A 17,405-nucleotide genomic window follows, 5' to 3' on the forward strand; every position below is an offset into this window, starting at 1 on the left:
TGCCGGGCAGAGCCCCGGCACCCCCACGCGGACGGCTACCGGCCGTTGAACGCGTCCTTCAGACGCGAGAACAGGCCCTGCTGGCCCGGCGCGAACTGGCCGGACGGCCGCTCCTCGCCGCGCAGCACCGCGAGCCGGCGCAGCAGTTCCTCCTGCTCGGCGTCGAGCTTGCCGGGCGTCTGCACCTCGACATGCACTATCAGGTCGCCCCGGCCGCCCCCGCGCAGGTGGGTGATGCCCCGGCCGTGCAGCGGGATCGACTGGCCGGACTGGGTGCCGGGCCGGATGTCGACCTCCTCCAGCCCGTCCAGGGTCTGCAGCGGCACCTGGGTGCCGAGGGCCGCGGCCGTCATCGGGATGGTGACGGTGCAGTGCAGGTCGTCCCCGCGGCGCTGGAAGGTCGGGTGGGTGGTCTCGGCGATCTCGACGTACAGGTCGCCGGCCGGGCCGCCGCCGGGGCCGACCTCGCCCTCGCCGGCCAGCTGGATCCGGGTGCCGTTGTCGACACCGGCCGGAATCTTGACGGTCAGGGTGCGGCGGGCGCGGACCCGGCCGTCGCCGGCGCACTCCGGGCACGGGGTCGGCACGACGGTGCCGAAGCCCTGGCACTGCGGGCAGGGGCGGGAGGTCATGACCTGGCCCAGGAAGGACCGGGTGACCTGGGAGACCTCGCCCTTGCCGCGGCACATGTCACAGGTCTGCGCGGAAGTGCCGGGGGCCGCGCCCTCGCCGCTGCAGGTGGTGCAGGTGACGGCCGTGTCGACCTGGAGTTCCTTGGTGGTGCCGAAGGCGGCCTCCTCCAGGGTGATCTCCAGCCGGATCATGGCGTCCTGGCCGCGGCGGGTGCGCGAGCGTGGGCCGCGCTGGCCGGCCGCGGCGCCGAAGAAGGCGTCCATGATGTCGGAGAACCCGAAGCCCGCCGCGCCCGCGCCGAACCCGCCCGCGCCCCCGCCGCCCGGCGAGAGCGGGTCACCGCCGAGGTCGTAGACCTGGCGCTTCTGCGGATCGGAGAGCACCTCGTAGGCGGCGTTGATCTCCTTGAACCGCTCCTGCGTCTTCGGGTCCGGGTTGACGTCCGGGTGCAGTTCGCGTGCCAGGCGCCGGAACGCCTTCTTGATCTCGTCCTGCCCCGCATCCCGTCGGACGCCGAGTACCGCGTAGTAGTCCGTGGCCACCAAATGCTCCGCTTGTTCCGCCTGTAGTAGTGCTGCGACTGGGATGTCGCCGTCAGATGACCGACAGCGACTGTTTGCTACGACTCGGCCAGGATCTGACCCACGTACCGTGCCACCGCTCGCACCGCCCCCATTGTGCCCGGATAGTCCATCCGGGTCGGACCGATCACACCCAGTTTGGCCACGCTCTCGTCGCCCGAACCGTAGCCGACCGAGACCACCGAGGTGGAATTCAGCCCCTCGTAGGCGATCTCCCGCCCGATCCGGACCGTCATCGCGGCGTCCGCGGTCTCACCCAGGAGGCGGAGCAGGACGACCTGCTCCTCCAGTGCCTCCAGCACCGGCTGGATGGTGAGCGGGAAGTCGTGCCCGAAGCGGGTCAGGTTGGCCGTGCCGGCCAGCATGATCCGCTCCTCGTTCTGTTCGGCGAGCGCCTCGAACAGCGTCGCCAGGACGGTGCTGACGGTCGGCCGGTCCGGCTGCTCGAAACCCGCCGGGAGCTCCTCCAGGAAGCCCGGCACGTCCGGCAGCCGCTGGCCGACGGCCCGCGCGTTGATCCGGGCCCGCAGGTCCGCCAGGACCGTCTCGCCGACCGGGCCCGGGCAGTCCACCATCCGCTGCTCGACCCGGCCGGTGTTGGTGATCAGGACCAGCATCACCTTGGTCGGGGCCAGCGCGACCAGCTCGATGTGCCGGACGGTGGAGCGCGACAGCGAGGGGTACTGCACCACCGCGACCTGCCGGGTGAGCTGGGCGAGCAGCCGCACCGTCCGGGCGACCACGTCGTCCAGGTCGACGGCGCCGTCCAGGAAGTGCCGGATCGCCCGGCGCTCGGGGGCGCTCATCGGCTTGACCTCGGCGAGCTTGTCGACGAACAGGCGGTACCCCTTGTCGGTGGGGATGCGCCCGGCGCTGGTGTGCGGCTGGTGGATGTAGCCCTCCTCCTCCAGCGCCGCCATGTCGTTGCGGACGGTGGCCGGGGAGACCCCGAGGTTGTGCCGCTCCACCAGGGCCTTGGAGCCGACCGGCTCCTCGGTCCCCACGTAGTCCTGGACGATCGCGCGGAGCACGGCCAGCTTGCGGTCGTCGAGCTGGCGAACCTCACCGGCCATGGGGCACACACCTCCGTCTTCGCGCGTTGTCCGTTTGTGTCGCACATGCTGCTGCCCGTTCCGGGACACCCGGTTCCGGGACCCGCCTTGGCACTCGTCATACCCGAGTGCCAAAACCGTACCTGCCAGTGTAAGGCCCGGGCCCAACGGCAGGAACGGCCCGGCCGGAGTGATCCTGCCCGCAGTTCCCGGCGCGGGGGTGGTGCCGCGGGGCCGTCCGGGTGGCAGCATCGAAAGCGACGGCGAATGGAGGAGCAAGCAATGTCGAGCTCGGGCCAGCACACCCGTTTCGCGCCCGACCGCGGCCTGACCGGCCGCATGGTCGTGACGATGTTCGTGATCGGGCTGCTGTACGTCGGCTTCACCGGCCTGCTGATCGTGCTGCTGCGCGGCGCCTGGCCACTGATCGTCCTGATCTCCGGCGGGCTGTTCGTGGCCCAGTTCTGGTTCAGCGACAAGATCACCGAACGGGCGATGGGCGCCCACCAGGTGACCCCTGAGCAGTACCCGCAACTGCACGGCACCGTCGACCGGCTCTGCGCGCTGGCGGACATGCCCAAACCCCGGGTGGCGGTCGCCGACAACGACATGCCGAACGCCTTCGCCACCGGCCGCAACCCGCAGAACGCCGTGGTGTGCGTCACCACCGGCCTGCTGCGCCGGCTGGAACCCGAGGAGCTGGAGGGCGTCCTCGCCCACGAGCTGTCCCACGTCGCCCACCGGGACGTCGCGGTGATGACCATCGCCGGCTTCCTCGGCGTCCTCGCCGGGGCCATGACCCGGATCGCCATGTACGGCGGGTTCATGGGCGGCGGCCGCAACAACAACGACCAGAACGCGGCGATCGCCGCCCTGGTCATCCCGCTGGTGTCGATGGTCGTCTACGCCATCAGCTTCCTGCTCACCCGGCTGCTCTCCCGCTACCGGGAACTCGCCGCCGACCGCTCCGCCGCCCAGCTCACCGGCCGGCCCAGCGCCCTCGCCTCCGCGCTCACCAAGGTCACCGGGCAGATCGCCGCCATCCCCAGCAAGGACCTGCGCCAGGCGCAGCCCTACAACGCCTTCTACTTCGCCCCCGCGCTGAGCGCCCGGGAGACCGCCGCCCAGCTGTTCTCCACCCACCCGACGCTGGAGAAGCGGCTGGAGCAGCTGGCGAAGATCTCCGAGCAGCTCGGCCGCTGACTCCCCCCTCCGTCCCTCCGCCGCTCCGCCCGACTCCGCCCGCACCCTCCTGAAAGGACCGCCGTGGGAATCCTGGACGCCCTGTTCGGGCGCACCAAGCCCGTCAAGCCCGACCTCGACCAGCTGTTCGGCGTACCGTCCGCCGCCCTCACCCTGGAGGCCGGGGCCGGGTTCACCCCCACCGGCCTCGGCTCGGTCTGCTTCGCCGCCGTCGAGGGCGCGGCCTTCGGGCAGGTCGAGCAGCAGGTGCGGGCGCTGCTGGACGCCGACACCGAGCGCGGCGGCGTCCCGGTGGAGGCCTCCAAGGACGGCTACGGCTACTCCTGGCTGCTCGCCCGGCACACCCCCGAGGAGCTGCCGGAGCTGGTGAACGACCTGCACGCGGTCAACAGCGAGCTGGAGGCGAACGGCTTCGGGCCCCAGCTGCTCTGCTCGCTGGTCGCCTTCCGCAACGGGCAGGGGCAGTCGCTGGCGCTGGTCTACCTCTACAAGCGCGGCACCTTCTACCCCTTCGCCCCGATGCCCGGCGGCGGGGAGCGGCGCAACAGCCCGCTGGAGTTGCAGGTCAACGCGCTGCTGGGGAACGACCTGCGGCTGGAGAAGGACCTCAGCCGCTGGTTCCCGGTCTGGGGCGCGCCGGGCCTGTGACGGGCCGTCCGATCCTCGGGCGCTGCCGCTGCCTATAGTCACCTGCATGCACAGCCGCCAGTACGGACCCGACCTGACCCCGCCGTGGAAGAGGCAGCAGCCCGCCCCGGAGGTGCCCGCCGAGCGGGACCTGGTGGTGGAGGAGGCGGCGACCGGCTTCTGCGGCGCGGTGGTGCGGTGCGAGCGGACCGCCGAGGGGTTCACCGTCACCCTGGAGGACCGTTTCGGCAAGCACCGGGTGTTCCCGCTGGTGCCGCGCGGCTTCCTGCTGGAGGGCCGGGTGGTCACCCTGGTGCGCCCGACCGGCCCGGCCCCCTCGCGGGCGCCTGGCCGCACCGCCTCCGGCTCGATCGCCGTCCCCGGCGCCCGGGCCCGGGTCGCCCGCGAGTCGCGGATCTACGTCGAGGGCCGGCACGACGCCGAGCTGGTCGAACGGGTCTGGGGCGACGACCTGCGGATCGAGGGCGTGGTCGTCGAGTACCTGGAGGGCGTGGACGACCTGCCCGCGATCGTCGCCGACTTCGCCCCCGGCCCGGGCCGCCGCCTCGGCGTCCTGGTCGACCACCTGCTCCCCGGCACCAAGGAGCACCGCATCGCCGCCCAGGTCACCGGCGACGCCGTCCTGGTCGTCGGCCACCCCTACATCGACATCTGGCAGGCCGTGAAGCCCTCCTCCGTCGGCATCCCCGCCTGGCCCGCCGTCCCCCGCGGCGAGGAGTGGAAGGAGGGCGTCTGCCGCCGCCTCGGCTGGCCGGTGAACACCCCCGCCGCCTGGAAGCGGATCCTCTCCAAGGTCGACACCTACAAGGACCTGGAGCCGGAGCTCCTGGGCCGCGTCGAGGAGTTGATCGACTTCGTGACGCTCCCGGGGTGAGGTAGGTCAGACGTACTGCTGAAAGTCCGTGGTGTCCAGATCGACATCGAGCAGGCCGACGGGGACGGGCTCGCCGAACTTACTGGTCCGCTCGGACATGTACCTCGGGAGCCCGGACCCGGGATCCTTGCCCAACTCGGTCAGCAGCACGCAGACTCCCTTGATCGGGTCGACGATCAGATACGCGGGGACGGTGCCCTCGGCATAGAGCTCCCGCTTGGTCCGGTAATCACGATCGACACTGGTCTTCGACACCACCTCGACCACCAGGGTGACGGCAGGCGACGGCAGCAGTCGTCCGTGCTCCTCGACCGCCCCGCGTTCGAAGACGACCAGGTCGGGCTGGGGTTCGCTCGCCTGGCCGGGGATCCCCAGGTCCTGGGTCGTGAGGGGACGCCACCGACCGTACGGAAGCTGGTGCTGAATCGCCAGGACGATGAGGTTGTGGACCATGTCAGGCCCGGCCGTCATCACGATTTCCCCCCTGATGAGCTCGGCCTTGACGCCTTCCGGCACCTCCAGGTTCTCGAAGATCCCGGTCATCCGATCATCGATGGCGGTCATCCCACGCTCCCTCCGACGGCTGACACCCACGTCAACGAATGTCAGTCCACCAGGTCACGTACGACCGCGTCGGCCAGCAGCCTGCCCTGGAGGGTGAGGGTGGCGCGGCCGGCGGCGTGGGTGTCGGGGTCGAGGAGGCCGTCGGCGAGGTGGCGGGCGGCGGCCTGGCGGCCGGTGTCGGTGAGGAGGGTGAGCGGGATGCCCTCGGCGAGGCGCAGTTCGAGCAGGATGCGCTCGACCCGGCGGTCCTCCTCGGCGAGGACCTCACGGCCCAGGGCCGGGGTGCGGCCTTCGGCGAGGGCCTGGGCGTAGGCGGCGGGGTGCTTGGCGTTCCACCAGCGGACGCCGCCGACGTGGCTGTGCGCGCCGGGGCCGGCGCCCCACCAGTCGGCGCCGGTCCAGTAGAGCTCGTTGTGGCGGCAGCGGCCCTCGGGGGTGGTGGCCCAGTTGGAGACCTCGTACCAGGAGTAACCGGCGGCGCTGAGGGCCTGTTCGGCGATGAGGTAGCGGTCGGCGTGCACGTCGTCGTCGATCATCGGCAGTTCGCCGCGCTTGACCCGGGCGGCGAGCTTGGTGCCGTCCTCGACGATCAGGGAGTAGGCGGAGACGTGGTCGGGCCCGGCGCCGATGGCGGCGTCCAGGGAGGCCCGCCAGTCGTCGTCGGACTCGCCGGGGGTGCCGTAGATGAGGTCCAGGTTGACGTGGTCGAAGCCGGCGGCGCGGGCCTCGGCGACGCAGGCCTCGGGGCGGCCCGGGGTGTGGTGGCGGTCGAGCAGCTGCAGGACGTGCGGGCGGGCGCTCTGCATGCCGAAGGAGACCCGGTTGTAGCCGCCCTCGCGCAGCTCGGCCAGGTAGGCCGGGTCGACGGACTCCGGGTTGGCCTCGGTGGTGACCTCGGCGCCGTCGGCGAGCCCGAACTCCTCGCGCAGTGCGGCGAGCATCTTCACCAGGTCGCGGGCGGGCAGCAGGGTGGGGGTGCCGCCGCCGAGGAAGACGGTCTGCACCGGGAGGTCCACGGGGCCGAGGATCCTGCGGGCCAGCCGGATCTCGGCGACCACGTTGTCCGCGTAGGTCTCCTGGGAGGCGACGGCCCCGGAGGAGCGCAGCTCGGTGGCGGTGTAGGTGTTGAAGTCGCAGTAGCCGCAGCGGCTGGCGCAGTACGGCACGTGCAGGTAGAAGCCGAACGGCCGCTGCCCGAGACCGGTGCGGGCGTGCGCGGGCAGGGAACCGTCGGACGGCACCGGTTCGCCGTCGGGGAGTGCGGAGGGCATGACCCCATTGTCCCGTACGGCTCACCCGAACCGGTGAGCCGTACGGGGGCGGGGCGGCTCAGGCCTCGTTGGCGCCCGCGTACATCGCGGTGACGGCGTCCGCGTAGGTCCGCTCGACCACCGGGCGCTTGATCTTCAGGCTCGGGGTGAGCTCGCCGTGCTCGATGTCGAGATCGCGCGGCAGCAGGTGGAACTTCTTGATCGTCTGCCAGCGCTGCAGGTCGGCGTTGAGCCGCCGGACGAAGCCGTCGATCAGCTGGTGCACCTGCGGGTCGGCGGCCACCTCGGCGTAGGACTTGCCGGCCAGGCCGTGCTCGGCGGCCCACGGCATGATGACCGCCTCGTCCAGGCCGATCAGCGCGGTGCAGAAGTTGCGGCCGTTGCCGATCACCAGGATGTTGCTGACGAACGGGCAGGCCGCCTTGAACCTGCCCTCGACCTCGCTGGGCGCGACGTACTTGCCGCCGGAGGTCTTGAACAGGTCCTTCTTGCGGTCGGTGATCCGCAGGAAGCCGTCGGGGCTGAGCTCGCCGATGTCCTCGGTGTGGAACCAGCCGTCGGCCTCCAGCACCTCGGCGGTCTTCTCCGGCAGGTCGTGGTAGCCGCGCATGACGCCGGGGCCGCGCAGCAGGATCTCGCCGTCCTCGGCGATCCGGACCTCGGTGCCGGGCAGCGCGCGGCCCACCGTGCCGATCCGGACGTCCTCCTCGCGATTGACGCAGGAGCCGGCGCTGGTCTCGCTGAGGCCGTAGCCCTCCAGGATCGGCACGCCGGCGCCGAGGAAGAAGAAGCCGATCTCGGGGGCGAGCGCGGCGCTGCCGGAGACGGCGCCGCGCAGCCGGCCGCCGAAGGCCGCGCGGATCTTGGCGTAGACCAGCTTGTCGGCCACGGTGTGCTGGAGCCGCAGGCCCAGCGGGGCGGTTCCGGTGCCGGTGGCGATCCGGCTCTCCTGGACGGCCCGGGCGTGCTCGCGGGCGACCTTGGCGGCCCAGCGGAAGATCTTGTACTTGGCGCCGCCCTCGGCCCGGGCCCGGCCGGCGATGCCGTTGTAGACCTTCTCGAAGATGCGCGGCGCCGAGGCCATGACGGTCGGCCGGATGGCCGGCAGGTTGTGGATGATCCGGTCGACCCGGCCGTCCACGGCCATCACGTGGCCGGTGGCGATCTGGCCGGAGATCAGCGTCTTGCCGAACACGTGCGACAGCGGCAGCCACATGAACTGGACGTCGTCGGAGCGCAGCAGCCCGCTGGCCTCCTGAGCCCGGCCCTCGTACGCCCAGCAGTCGTGCACCAGGCGCACGCCCTTGGGGCGGCCGGTGGTGCCGGAGGTGTAGATGAGGGTGGCCAGCTGCTCCTTGTCGAGCGCGGCGACCGCCTTCTCAACCGCGTCCGGGTGCTGCTCCAGGTACTCGGCGCCGCGCTGTTCCAGTTCGGCGAGGGTGAGCAGGGCGAGGCCGGCGGTCCCGGGGACCTCGGTCGCGGTCGCGCCGGACTCGGTCGCGCCGGACCCGGTCGCGCCGGTCTCGGGGGCCGCGCTCCCGGGGGCCGTGCTCTCGGGGGCCGTGCTCTCGGGGGCCGTGCTCTCGGGGGCGTCGAAGAGGATGACGGTCCGCAGTTCGGGCAGCTGCTCGATCTGGTCGACGGCCTTGGCGAGCTGGGCGGCGTTCTCCGCGAACAGCGCCCTGGAGCCGGAGTTGGAGAGGATGAAGGCGGTCTCGTCGGTGTTGGTGCTCGGGTAGACGGTCGTGGTGGCGGCGCCCGCGCACATGTTCCCGAGGTCGGCGATGATCCATTCGACGCGGGTGGAGGAGGCCAGCGCGACCCGGTCCTCCGGCTGGATGCCGAGCGCCATCAGGCCGGCGGCCACCGCCTTGACCCGGGCCGCCGTCTGCGCCCAGGTGAGCGAGCGCCACTGCTCGGCGCCGGGGGCGCCGTCCGCGGCGTGCTCGTCGACCGGGGCCGGGTAGCGGTAGGCCTCGGCGTTCGGGGTGGCGGCGACCCGCTCCAGGAACAGGTGGGCGACGGAGGCGGGACGCCCGGCGACGATGTCGGCACTGCCGGAGTCGATCAGGGACTGCGCGGAACTCAACGAGGACCTCCGGGGGCGGGTGGCCGTCTGAGGGATTGTCGCGGCGCCCGTGGGGGGCGGTCGCCGGGCCCCCGGGTAACCCGGACGGTACCGGCGAGTAACAAGGGGGCAATCAGCAGCCTAGGGGGAAATCGGTCATTCCGTAAGAGGGCACGGACCGTCGGCACACCGCCACGGCGCCGGTGCCCGTTCGACGACCCCGCCAGGACCCCGGGTGAACCGCGCAACCGGGCCCACTGGGCGATTCGGCAAAGGGCTGGACAAACCTCCGGTTCACACCCTGGGAATCGTCTGTACGAGTGCACCAAAGAACGAGAATTGGGATGCGAATCCACCCGCCGACGACAAGAGTGTGCAAGTGCTGATCAGACTGCTCCGGGCGTACCTGCGCCCATACTCCCGACCGATCGCCCTGCTCGTGGTGCTCCAACTGGTGTCCACCCTGGCGGCGCTCTACCTGCCGACGCTCAACGCCGACATCATCGACGACGGCGTGGTCAAGGGCGATACCGGCTACATCCTGCGCGTCGGCGGGGTGATGATCGGTGTCACCCTGATCCAGGCGCTGTGCTCGATCGGCGCCGTCTACTACGGCGCCCACACCGCGATGGCCTTCGGCCGGGACCTCCGCGCCGCCGTCTTCGACCGCGTGCAGAGCTTCTCCGCCCGCGAGGTCGGCCAGTTCGGCGCCCCCTCGCTGATCACCCGCACCACCAACGACGTCCAACAGGTCCAGATGCTGGCCCTGATGAGCTTCACGCTCATGGTGGCCGCGCCGATCATGTGCGTCGGCGGCATCATCATGGCGCTCAACCAGGACGTGCCGCTGTCCGGTCTGCTGCTCGCCGTCATCCCGCTGCTCGGCATCGTCGTCCTCCTGCTGGTCCGCTCGCTGCGCCCCAAGTTCCGCAGCATGCAGACCCGGATCGACACGGTGAACCGGATCCTGCGCGAGCAGATCACCGGTATCCGGGTCATCCGCGCCTTCGTCAAGGACGGCCACGAGCAGACCCGCTTCGCCGGCGCCAACGGGGACCTCACCAACGTCGCCCTCCAGGTCGGCCGGCTGATGTCCTTCATGTTCCCGGCCGTGATGCTGGTCGTGAACGTCTCCAGCGTCGCCGTGCTCTGGTTCGGCGCCCACCGGATCGACAGCGGCGCCATGCAGATCGGCGCGCTCACCGCCTTCCTCTCCTACCTGATGCAGATCCTGATGAGCGTCATGATGGCCACCTTCATGTTCATGATGGTGCCGCGCGCCGAGGTCTGCGCCGAGCGCATCGACGAGGTCCTCGGCACCTCCTCCAGCGTCGTCCCGCCCGCCACGCCGATCACCGAGGTGCTGCGCCGCGGCAACCTGGAGCTGCGCGACGTCGACTTCCGCTACCCCGGCGCCGAGGCCTCGGTGCTGCGCGGCATCGACATCACCGCCCGCCCCGGCGAGACCACCGCCGTCATCGGCTCCACCGGCAGCGGCAAGTCCACCCTGCTCGGGCTCGTGCCCCGGCTCTTCGACGCCACCTCCGGCCAGGTCCTGCTCGACGGCGTCGACGTGCGCGAACTCGCCCCCGAGGCGATCGCCGAGAGCGTCGGACTCGTCCCGCAGAAGCCGTACCTGTTCTCCGGCACCGTCGCCAGCAACCTCCGCTACGGCCGGCCCGACGCCACCGACGAGGAGCTCTGGCACGCCCTGGAGATCGCCCAGGCCAAGGACTTCGTCGAGAAGCTGCCCGAGGGCCTGGACGCCCCGATCGCCCAGGGCGGCGGCAACGTCTCCGGCGGCCAGCGCCAGCGCCTGGCCATCGCCCGGGCCCTCGTCCGCAAGCCCGACGTCTACCTGTTCGACGACTCCTTCTCGGCGCTCGACTACGCCACCGACGCCAGGCTGCGCAAGGCCCTCTCCCGCGAGACCGCCGACGCCACCGTGCTGATCGTCGCCCAGCGCGTCTCCACGATCCGCGACGCCGACCGGATCATCGTCCTCGACGAGGGCGCGGTCGTCGGCACCGGCACCCACCGCGAACTGATGGCCGACAACCCGACGTACCGGGAGATCGTGCTCTCCCAGCTCACCGAGCAGGAGGCGGCGTGACCACCCCCGGCAAGCCCGACACGGACGACCAGCCCGCGGCCCCCGCCGCCGAACTGCCCACCGACTCCCAGGCCGCCGCCGCCCGCCGCGGCCCCGCCGGACCGGGCCGCTTCATGGGCGGCCAGGGCACCGAGAAGTCCATGGACTTCAAGGGCTCCGGCAAGCGCCTGCTCGGCCTGCTGCGCCCCGAACGCTCCCTGCTCTCGGGCGTGTTGGCCCTCGGCGTGCTCAGCATCGGCTGCGCCGTCACCGGCCCCAAGGTGCTCGGCAACGCCACCGACCTGATCTTCGCCGGCGTCGTCGGCGCCCGCTTCGAGCCCGGCGCCTCCAAGGCGCAGATCGTCGAGGGGCTGCGCGCCCACGGCGAGGGCGGCGTCGCCGACCTGCTCTCCTCGGTGAGCTTCACCCCCGGCCAGGGCATGGACTTCGGCGCCATCGGCACCGTCCTGCTCTGGGTACTGGCCATCTACGTCGCCTCCGCCCTGTTCGGCATCGTCCAGGGCCGGCTGGCCACCGCGGCGATCCAGCGGGCCGGCTACCGGCTGCGCCAGGACGTCGAAGCCAAACTCGCCCGGCTGCCGCTCAGTTACTTCGACAAGCAGCCGCGCGGCGAGGTGCTCAGCCGGGTCACCAACGACATCGACAACATCAGCCAGTCCATGCAGCAGACCCTGGGACAGGTCGTCAACTCGCTGCTCACCGTGGTCGGTGTGCTGGCGATGATGTTCTGGATCTCCCCGCTGCTCGCCGTGATCGCCCTGGTGTCGGTGCCGCTGTCGGTGGTCGTCGCCGCCAAGGTCGGCAAGCGGGCGCAGCCGCAGTTCGTCCAGCAGTGGAAGTCCACCGGCCAACTCAACGCGCACATCGAGGAGATGTACACCGGCCACAGCCTGGTCAAGGTGTTCGGCCGCCACCGCGAGTCCGCCGAGACCTTCCGCGAGCACAACGAGGCGCTGTTCGCCTCCAGCTTCCGGGCGCAGTTCATCTCCGGGATCATCCAGCCCGCGATGATGCTGATCGGCAACCTGCAGTACGTGCTGGTCGCGGTCGTCGGCGGCCTGCGGGTGGCCAGCGGCTCGCTGTCCATCGGCGACGTGCAGGCGTTCATCCAGTACTCGCGGCAGTTCAGCCAGCCGCTCACCCAGGTCGCCAGCATGGCCAACCTGGTGCAGTCCGGGGTCGCCTCCGCCGAGCGCGTCTTCGAGCTGCTGGACGCCCCCGAGCAGAGCCCCGAACCGGCCGTGTCCGAGCGGCCCGACACCATCCACGGCCGGGTCTCCTTCCAGGACGTGTCCTTCCGCTACGACCCCGACAAGCCGCTGATCGAGGACCTCTCGCTCAAGGTCGAGCCCGGCCAGACCGTCGCCATCGTCGGCCCCACCGGCGCCGGCAAGACCACCCTGGTCAACCTGCTGATGCGGTTCTACGAGGTCAGCTCCGGGCGGATCACCCTCGACGGGGTCGACGTCGCCGCGATGTCCCGCGAGGACCTGCGCTCCGGCATCGGCATGGTGCTCCAGGACACCTGGCTGTTCGGCGGCAGCATCGCCGACAACATCGCCTACGGCGCCCAGGGGGCCACCCGCGAGCAGGTGATCGAGGCGGCGAAGGCCGCGCACGTCGACCGCTTCGTGCGCACCCTGCCGGACGGCTACGACACCGTCCTCGACGACGAGGGCACCGGCGTCAGCGCCGGCGAGAAGCAGCTGATCACCATCGCCCGGGCGTTCCTCGCCCAGCCCTCGATCCTCGTCCTGGACGAGGCGACCAGCTCCGTCGACACCCGCACCGAGGTGCTGATCCAGCGGGCCATGGCGCGGCTGCGCACCGGCCGCACCAGCTTCGTGATCGCGCACCGCCTCTCCACCATCCGGGACGCCGACGTGATCCTGGTGATGGAGAACGGCTCGATCGTCGAGCAGGGCTCGCACGACGAGCTGATCGCCGCCGAGGGCGCCTACGCCCGGCTGTACCAGGCGCAGTTCGCGGAGGCCGTGGCCGAGGTGGACTGACCCGCTGCGCGAGGGTGCGCGGGGCCGGGGCGGGAGTCTTCCGCCCCGGCCCCGCGCGTTCCGCACCCCTCTCGCCCGGTACGTCACGCTCCGCTCCTCGGGTCGGTGGCGGCCTTCGCTACCGTAGGCCCGTGACCTCCGCGCCTGCAGCCGACGACGGCCAGGAACCGGACGCCTTCGAGGCGAACCGGCGTTACCTGGGCTCCGTCGCGTACCGGCTGCTCGGATCGTTCACCGACGCCGAGGACGTCCTCCAGGACGCCTGGCTGCGCTGGCAGGGCGCCGACCACGACGCCGTCGCCGACCCGCGCGCCTTCCTCACCACGGTCGTCACCCGGCTCTGCTACGACCAGCTGGGCTCCGCCCGGGCCCGCCGCGAGGCCTACTACGGCGAATGGCTGCCCGAGCCGTCCGTCTCCTACGCGGACGCCGCCGACTCCCCCGCCGAACTGGCCGAACGCGGCGAGTCCGTCTCGCTCGCCCTGCTCACCGTCCTGGAGCAGCTCACCCCGGCCGAGCGGGCCGCCTTCGTGCTGCACGACGTCTTCGCGGTCGGCTTCGACGAGATCGCCGACTCCCTCGACCGCACTCCCGACGCCGCCCGCCAGCTGGCCTCCCGGGCCCGCCGCCGGGTCCGCGACGGCGACGGGCGGCGCGGCGGGCGGTCGACCGGCGGGCGGTCCGGCGGCGGGCGGTCCGGCGGCGGGCGGTCCGGCGCCGTCGCGGACCCGGCCGAGCACCGCCAGGCGGTCGAGGCCTTCGTCGCCGCCAGCACCCGGGGCGACATCCTCGCCCTGATGGAGATCCTCGACCCGGACGTGGTCTGGCACGCCGACGGCGGCGGCATCGTCCGCGCCGCCGCCCGCCCCGTCCTCGGCGCCTGGAACGTCGCCCGGCTGGTGTCCGGGCTGGTCACGAAGTGGTTCACCCCCGAGTTCGGGCTCGGCTCCGCGCTGGTCAACGGCGAGCCCGGGCTGGTCTGGTACGAGAAGGCCACGGGCACCGTCGGCGGCGTGGTGGCCCTCACCGTCGCCGACGGGCGGATCACCGAGGCCTTCGTGGTGGTCAACCCGGAGAAGCTCGGCCACCTCAGCCCGATGGGGCCGTGAACCCGACCTGGCCGTGAACCCGATCGGGTTGTGACGCAGGTCACTGTCACACTCCGGCCGACCGCGTCGTCCCCCTCCCGAACAGCGCTCCACGAGAGCGCACTCCCGAGGAGGCGGACGAGATGAGCAACAGCACCGGCACCGGCACCGACACCGGCACCGGCACCGGCACCGAGCAGCGGATCGTCGTCCTGGGCGCCGGCTACGCCGGACTCAGCGCGGCCAAGGGCGCCGGACGGCACCGCCCCGTCACCCTGGTCGCACCCGAGGCGCGACTCCTGCACCGCGTCCGCCAGCACGAGACGGCGGCCGGTCACGGGCGCGACTGGCCGGCCATCGGCGAGCTGGCGCGCGGCCGCCGGATCGAGCACCGGCGGGCCAGGGCCGTCGAACTCGACCTGGCCGGGCGCAAGGTCCTGCTCGACGACGGCGCCTCCCTCGGCTACGACACCCTGGTCTACGCCCTCGGCAGCCGCACCGCCTGGCACGACGTCCCCGGCGCCGCCGAGCACGCCTACCCGGCGGAGCGGGCCGCCGAACTGCACCGCCGGCTGCACGAGGCCGACCGCCCCGGCACGCTGGCCGTGGTCGGCGGCGGCGCCACCGGCATCGAGCTGGCCACCGAACTCGCCGAGGCCCACCCCCGGTGGCGGGTCCGGATCGTCGCGGCCGGCCAGGTCGGCGGGTGGTTCTCGGCCCGGGCCCGCACCCACATCCGGCAGGTCATGGACCGGCTCGGCGTCACCGTCCACGAGCACGCCACCGTCGCCGAGGTCACCCCCGCCGGGCTGCGCACCACCGCCGGCCCGATCGACGCCGACGTCACCGCCTGGGCCGCCTCGATGGAGCCGCACCCGCTGGCCGCCGAGGCCGGACTGGCCGTCGACGACCGCGGCCGGGCCCTGGTCGACGACCTCCTCCGTTCCGTCTCCCACCCGGACGTCCACGTGATCGGCGACGCCGCCGCGGTGACCGTCCCCGGCACCGGCACCCTGCGGATGGGCTGCGCCACCGCCCTGCCGCAGGGCCAGTACCTCGGCAAGCTGCTCGACGGGCGCACCGCGAAGCCGTTCACCTACAGGTACGTCGCGCAGTGCCTGAGCCTCGGCCGGCGGGACGGGCTGCTCCAACTCGTCCACGGGGACGACTCGATGCGGCCCACCGTGCTCACCGGCACGGCGGGACGGCTGGCCAAGGCGGCGATCGTCACCGGGGTGCTCAGCACGCTGAAATAGCCCCGGGCCCCGGGCATGCGGAAGGGCCCGGACGCCGATGACGCCCGGGCCCTTCCGTTCAGACCGCTACTTCTTGTCCTTCGGCGCCTCGGCGTCGGTGGACAGCGCGGCGATGAAGGCCTCCTGCGGGACCTCCACGCGGCCGACCATCTTCATCCGCTTCTTGCCTTCCTTCTGCTTCTCCAGCAGCTTGCGCTTACGCGAGATGTCACCGCCGTAGCACTTGGCGAGGACGTCCTTGCGGATCGCGCGGACCGTCTCACGGGCGATCACCCGGGAGCCGATGGCCGCCTGGATCGGCACCTCGAACTGCTGGCGCGGGATCAGCTTCTGCAGCTTGCCCGCCATCATCACGCCGTAGCCGTAGGCCTTGTCCTTGTGCACGATCGCGGAGAAGGCGTCCACCGCGTCGCCGTGCAGCAGGATGTCGACCTTCACCAGCTGGGCGCTCTGCTCGCCGATGGGCTCGTAGTCGAGCGAGGCGTAGCCGCGGGTCTTGGACTTCAACTGGTCGAAGAAGTCGAAGACGATCTCGGCGAGCGGCAGGGTGTAGCGCAGCTCGACGCGGTCCTCGGAGAGGTAGTCCATGCCCTGCAGGTTGCCGCGGCGGGACTGGCAGAGCTCCATGATCGCGCCGACGAACTCGTTGGGCGCCAGGATGGTGCCGCGCACGACCGGCTCGTACACCTCGGCGATCTTGCCGGTCGGGAACTCGCTCGGGTTGGTGACGGTGTGCTCGGTGCCGTCCTCCATGATCACCCGGTAGACCACGTTCGGGGCGGTGGAGATCAGGTCGAGGTTGAACTCGCGCTCCAGGCGCTCCCGGATGATCTCCAGGTGCAGCAGGCCGAGGAAGCCGCAGCGGTAGCCGAAGCCGAGCGCGACCGAGGTCTCCGGCTCGTACACCAGCGCGGCGTCGTTGAGCCGCAGCTTGTCCAGGGCGTCGCGCAGCAGCGGGTAGTCCGAGCCGTCCAGCGGGTAGAGGCCGGAGAACACCATCGGGCGCGGGTCCTTGTAGCCGCCGAGCGCCTCGGTCGCACCCTTGTGCATCGAGGTGATGGTGTCACCGACCTTGGACTGCCGGACGTCCTTCACACCGGTGATGATGTAGCCCACCTCGCCGACGCCCAGGCCGTCGGCGACCTTCGGCTCGGGCGAGATGACGCCGATCTCCAGCAGCTCGTGGGTGGCGCCGGTGGACATCATGGCGATCCGCTCGCGCTTGGTGAGCTGGCCGTCCACGACACGCACGTAGGTGACCACGCCGCGGTAGGAGTCGTACACCGAGTCGAAGATCATCGCGCGGGCCGGGGCGTCCTTGACGCCGACCGGGGCCGGGATGGTGTTGACGATGTGGTCCAGCAGGGCCTCGACGCCCAGACCGGTCTTGGCGCTGACCTGGAGCACGTCCGAGGGGTCGCAGCCGATGATGTGCGCGATCTCCGCGGCGTACTTCTCCGGCTGGGCGGCCGGCAGGTCGATCTTGTTGAGCACCGGGACGATCGTGAGGTCGTTCTCCAGCGCCAGGTACAGGTTGGCGAGGGTCTGCGCCTCGATGCCCTGGGCCGCGTCGACCACCAGGATGGTGCCCTCGCAGGCCGCGAGGGAGCGGGACACCTCGTACGTGAAGTCCACGTGGCCGGGGGTGTCGATCATGTTGAGGATGTGCGTCGTCCCGGCGTCCGGCCCGGTCTTCGGCGCCCACGGGAGGCGGACCGCCTGCGACTTGATGGTGATGCCGCGCTCGCGCTCGATGTCCATGCGGTCGAGGTACTGGGCACGCATCTGCCGCGGGTCGACGACGCCGGTGATCTGCAGCATCCGGTCTGCGAGCGTCGACTTGCCGTGGTCGATGTGGGCGATGATGCAGAAGTTGCGGATCAGCGCCGGGTCGGTACGGCTGGGCTCTGGCACATTGCTGGGGGTCGCGGGCACCTTGGTCCGATTCTCCGTTGGTCCGGGGCCGGGGGTGTCCTGGTCATCGCTGACCGGTTTCCCGGGGACCGGACAGTCTCGTCCGATCGAAATAGTTCCTCCCATCT

The 17,405-nt window shown here is 71.6% G+C and carries 13 protein-coding genes; 7 read left to right on the plus strand and 6 right to left on the minus strand.

Going from position 1 to position 17,405, the window contains the following annotated elements; all coding sequences use genetic code 11:
• Nucleotides 1-35 precede the first annotated feature (35 nt).
• Nucleotides 36-1,175, minus strand: a complete 1,140-nt coding sequence (dnaJ, locus tag P3T27_RS11125) for a molecular chaperone DnaJ (RefSeq protein ID WP_280677013.1) — start codon at nucleotides 1,173-1,175, stop codon at nucleotides 36-38.
• A gap of 77 nt (nucleotides 1,176-1,252) precedes the next feature.
• Nucleotides 1,253-2,287: a heat-inducible transcriptional repressor HrcA gene (hrcA, locus tag P3T27_RS11130; protein WP_280677015.1), complete on the minus strand. Its 1,035-nt coding sequence runs from the start codon at nucleotides 2,285-2,287 to the stop codon at nucleotides 1,253-1,255.
• A gap of 261 nt (nucleotides 2,288-2,548) precedes the next feature.
• On the opposite strand from hrcA, the gene htpX reads away from it, so the two are divergent.
• The 3 genes from htpX (at nucleotide 2,549) to P3T27_RS11145 (ending at nucleotide 4,991) form a co-directional block, all read left to right on the plus strand.
• Entirely contained in the window at nucleotides 2,549-3,469 is a 921-nt protein-coding gene (htpX, locus tag P3T27_RS11135) for a zinc metalloprotease HtpX (protein WP_280677017.1), read from the plus strand.
• Nucleotides 3,470-3,532: 63 nt separating this feature from the next.
• A complete protein-coding gene (locus tag P3T27_RS11140) occupies nucleotides 3,533-4,117 on the plus strand; it encodes a hypothetical protein (RefSeq protein ID WP_280677019.1) in 585 nt (194 codons plus the stop codon).
• 46 nt (nucleotides 4,118-4,163) lie between these two features.
• Nucleotides 4,164-4,991 carry a DUF3097 domain-containing protein gene (locus P3T27_RS11145; RefSeq protein WP_280677021.1) on the plus strand — a complete coding sequence of 276 codons (828 nt, stop codon included), beginning with the start codon at nucleotides 4,164-4,166 and terminating at the stop codon, nucleotides 4,989-4,991.
• A 6-nt stretch (nucleotides 4,992-4,997) separates the two neighbouring features.
• Here the strand turns inward: P3T27_RS11145 and P3T27_RS11150 are convergent, their stop codons facing one another.
• The 3 genes from P3T27_RS11150 to P3T27_RS11160 are packed head-to-tail and all read right to left on the minus strand — an operon-like array spanning nucleotide 4,998 to nucleotide 8,915.
• Nucleotides 4,998-5,555: a Uma2 family endonuclease gene (locus P3T27_RS11150; protein WP_280677022.1), complete on the minus strand. Its 558-nt coding sequence runs from the start codon at nucleotides 5,553-5,555 to the stop codon at nucleotides 4,998-5,000.
• Between the two features lie 41 nt (nucleotides 5,556-5,596).
• On the minus strand, nucleotides 5,597-6,826 hold the full coding sequence (gene hemW, locus P3T27_RS11155) for a radical SAM family heme chaperone HemW (RefSeq protein ID WP_280677024.1): 1,230 nt from the start codon (nucleotides 6,824-6,826) through the stop codon (nucleotides 5,597-5,599).
• A gap of 58 nt (nucleotides 6,827-6,884) precedes the next feature.
• Nucleotides 6,885-8,915, minus strand: coding sequence for an AMP-binding protein (locus tag P3T27_RS11160; protein WP_280677026.1), 2,031 nt, complete (start codon nucleotides 8,913-8,915; stop codon nucleotides 6,885-6,887).
• Nucleotides 8,916-9,273: 358 nt separating this feature from the next.
• Here P3T27_RS11160 and P3T27_RS11165 point away from each other — a divergent pair, with 358 nt between their 5' ends.
• From P3T27_RS11165 to P3T27_RS11180, 4 genes are all read left to right on the plus strand, one after another.
• Nucleotides 9,274-11,007, plus strand: a complete 1,734-nt coding sequence (locus P3T27_RS11165; RefSeq protein WP_280677028.1) for an ABC transporter ATP-binding protein — start codon at nucleotides 9,274-9,276, stop codon at nucleotides 11,005-11,007.
• A gap of 113 nt (nucleotides 11,008-11,120) precedes the next feature.
• Complete coding sequence (locus P3T27_RS11170; RefSeq protein ID WP_280677234.1) at nucleotides 11,121-13,019, plus strand: ABC transporter ATP-binding protein; 1,899 nt, start codon at nucleotides 11,121-11,123, stop codon at nucleotides 13,017-13,019.
• A 131-nt stretch (nucleotides 13,020-13,150) separates the two neighbouring features.
• Complete coding sequence (locus tag P3T27_RS11175; protein WP_280677030.1) at nucleotides 13,151-14,128, plus strand: sigma-70 family RNA polymerase sigma factor; 978 nt, start codon at nucleotides 13,151-13,153, stop codon at nucleotides 14,126-14,128.
• A gap of 122 nt (nucleotides 14,129-14,250) precedes the next feature.
• Complete coding sequence (locus P3T27_RS11180; RefSeq protein ID WP_280677032.1) at nucleotides 14,251-15,363, plus strand: FAD-dependent oxidoreductase; 1,113 nt, start codon at nucleotides 14,251-14,253, stop codon at nucleotides 15,361-15,363.
• 66 nt (nucleotides 15,364-15,429) lie between these two features.
• Here P3T27_RS11180 and lepA read toward each other — a convergent pair whose 3' ends face one another.
• Nucleotides 15,430-17,298, minus strand: coding sequence for a translation elongation factor 4 (gene lepA, locus P3T27_RS11185; RefSeq protein ID WP_280677034.1), 1,869 nt, complete (start codon nucleotides 17,296-17,298; stop codon nucleotides 15,430-15,432).
• Nucleotides 17,299-17,405 lie beyond the last annotated feature (107 nt).

The sequence above is a fragment of the Kitasatospora sp. MAA19 genome (assembly GCF_029894125.1).
GTDB lineage: Bacteria > Actinomycetota > Actinomycetes > Streptomycetales > Streptomycetaceae > Kitasatospora.

Coding starts and splice junctions, on each gene's coding strand:
- P3T27_RS11170 (WP_280677234.1), top strand. CDS start 11,121: ATGGGCGGCCAGGGCACCGAGAAGTCCATGGACTTCAAGGGCTCCGGC.
- P3T27_RS11150 (WP_280677022.1), bottom strand. CDS start 5,555: ATGACCGCCATCGATGATCGGATGACCGGGATCTTCGAGAACCTGGAG.
- htpX (WP_280677017.1), top strand. CDS start 2,549: ATGTCGAGCTCGGGCCAGCACACCCGTTTCGCGCCCGACCGCGGCCTG.
- P3T27_RS11180 (WP_280677032.1), top strand. CDS start 14,251: ATGAGCAACAGCACCGGCACCGGCACCGACACCGGCACCGGCACCGGC.
- hemW (WP_280677024.1), bottom strand. CDS start 6,826: ATGCCCTCCGCACTCCCCGACGGCGAACCGGTGCCGTCCGACGGTTCC.
- hrcA (WP_280677015.1), bottom strand. CDS start 2,287: ATGGCCGGTGAGGTTCGCCAGCTCGACGACCGCAAGCTGGCCGTGCTC.
- P3T27_RS11145 (WP_280677021.1), top strand. CDS start 4,164: ATGCACAGCCGCCAGTACGGACCCGACCTGACCCCGCCGTGGAAGAGG.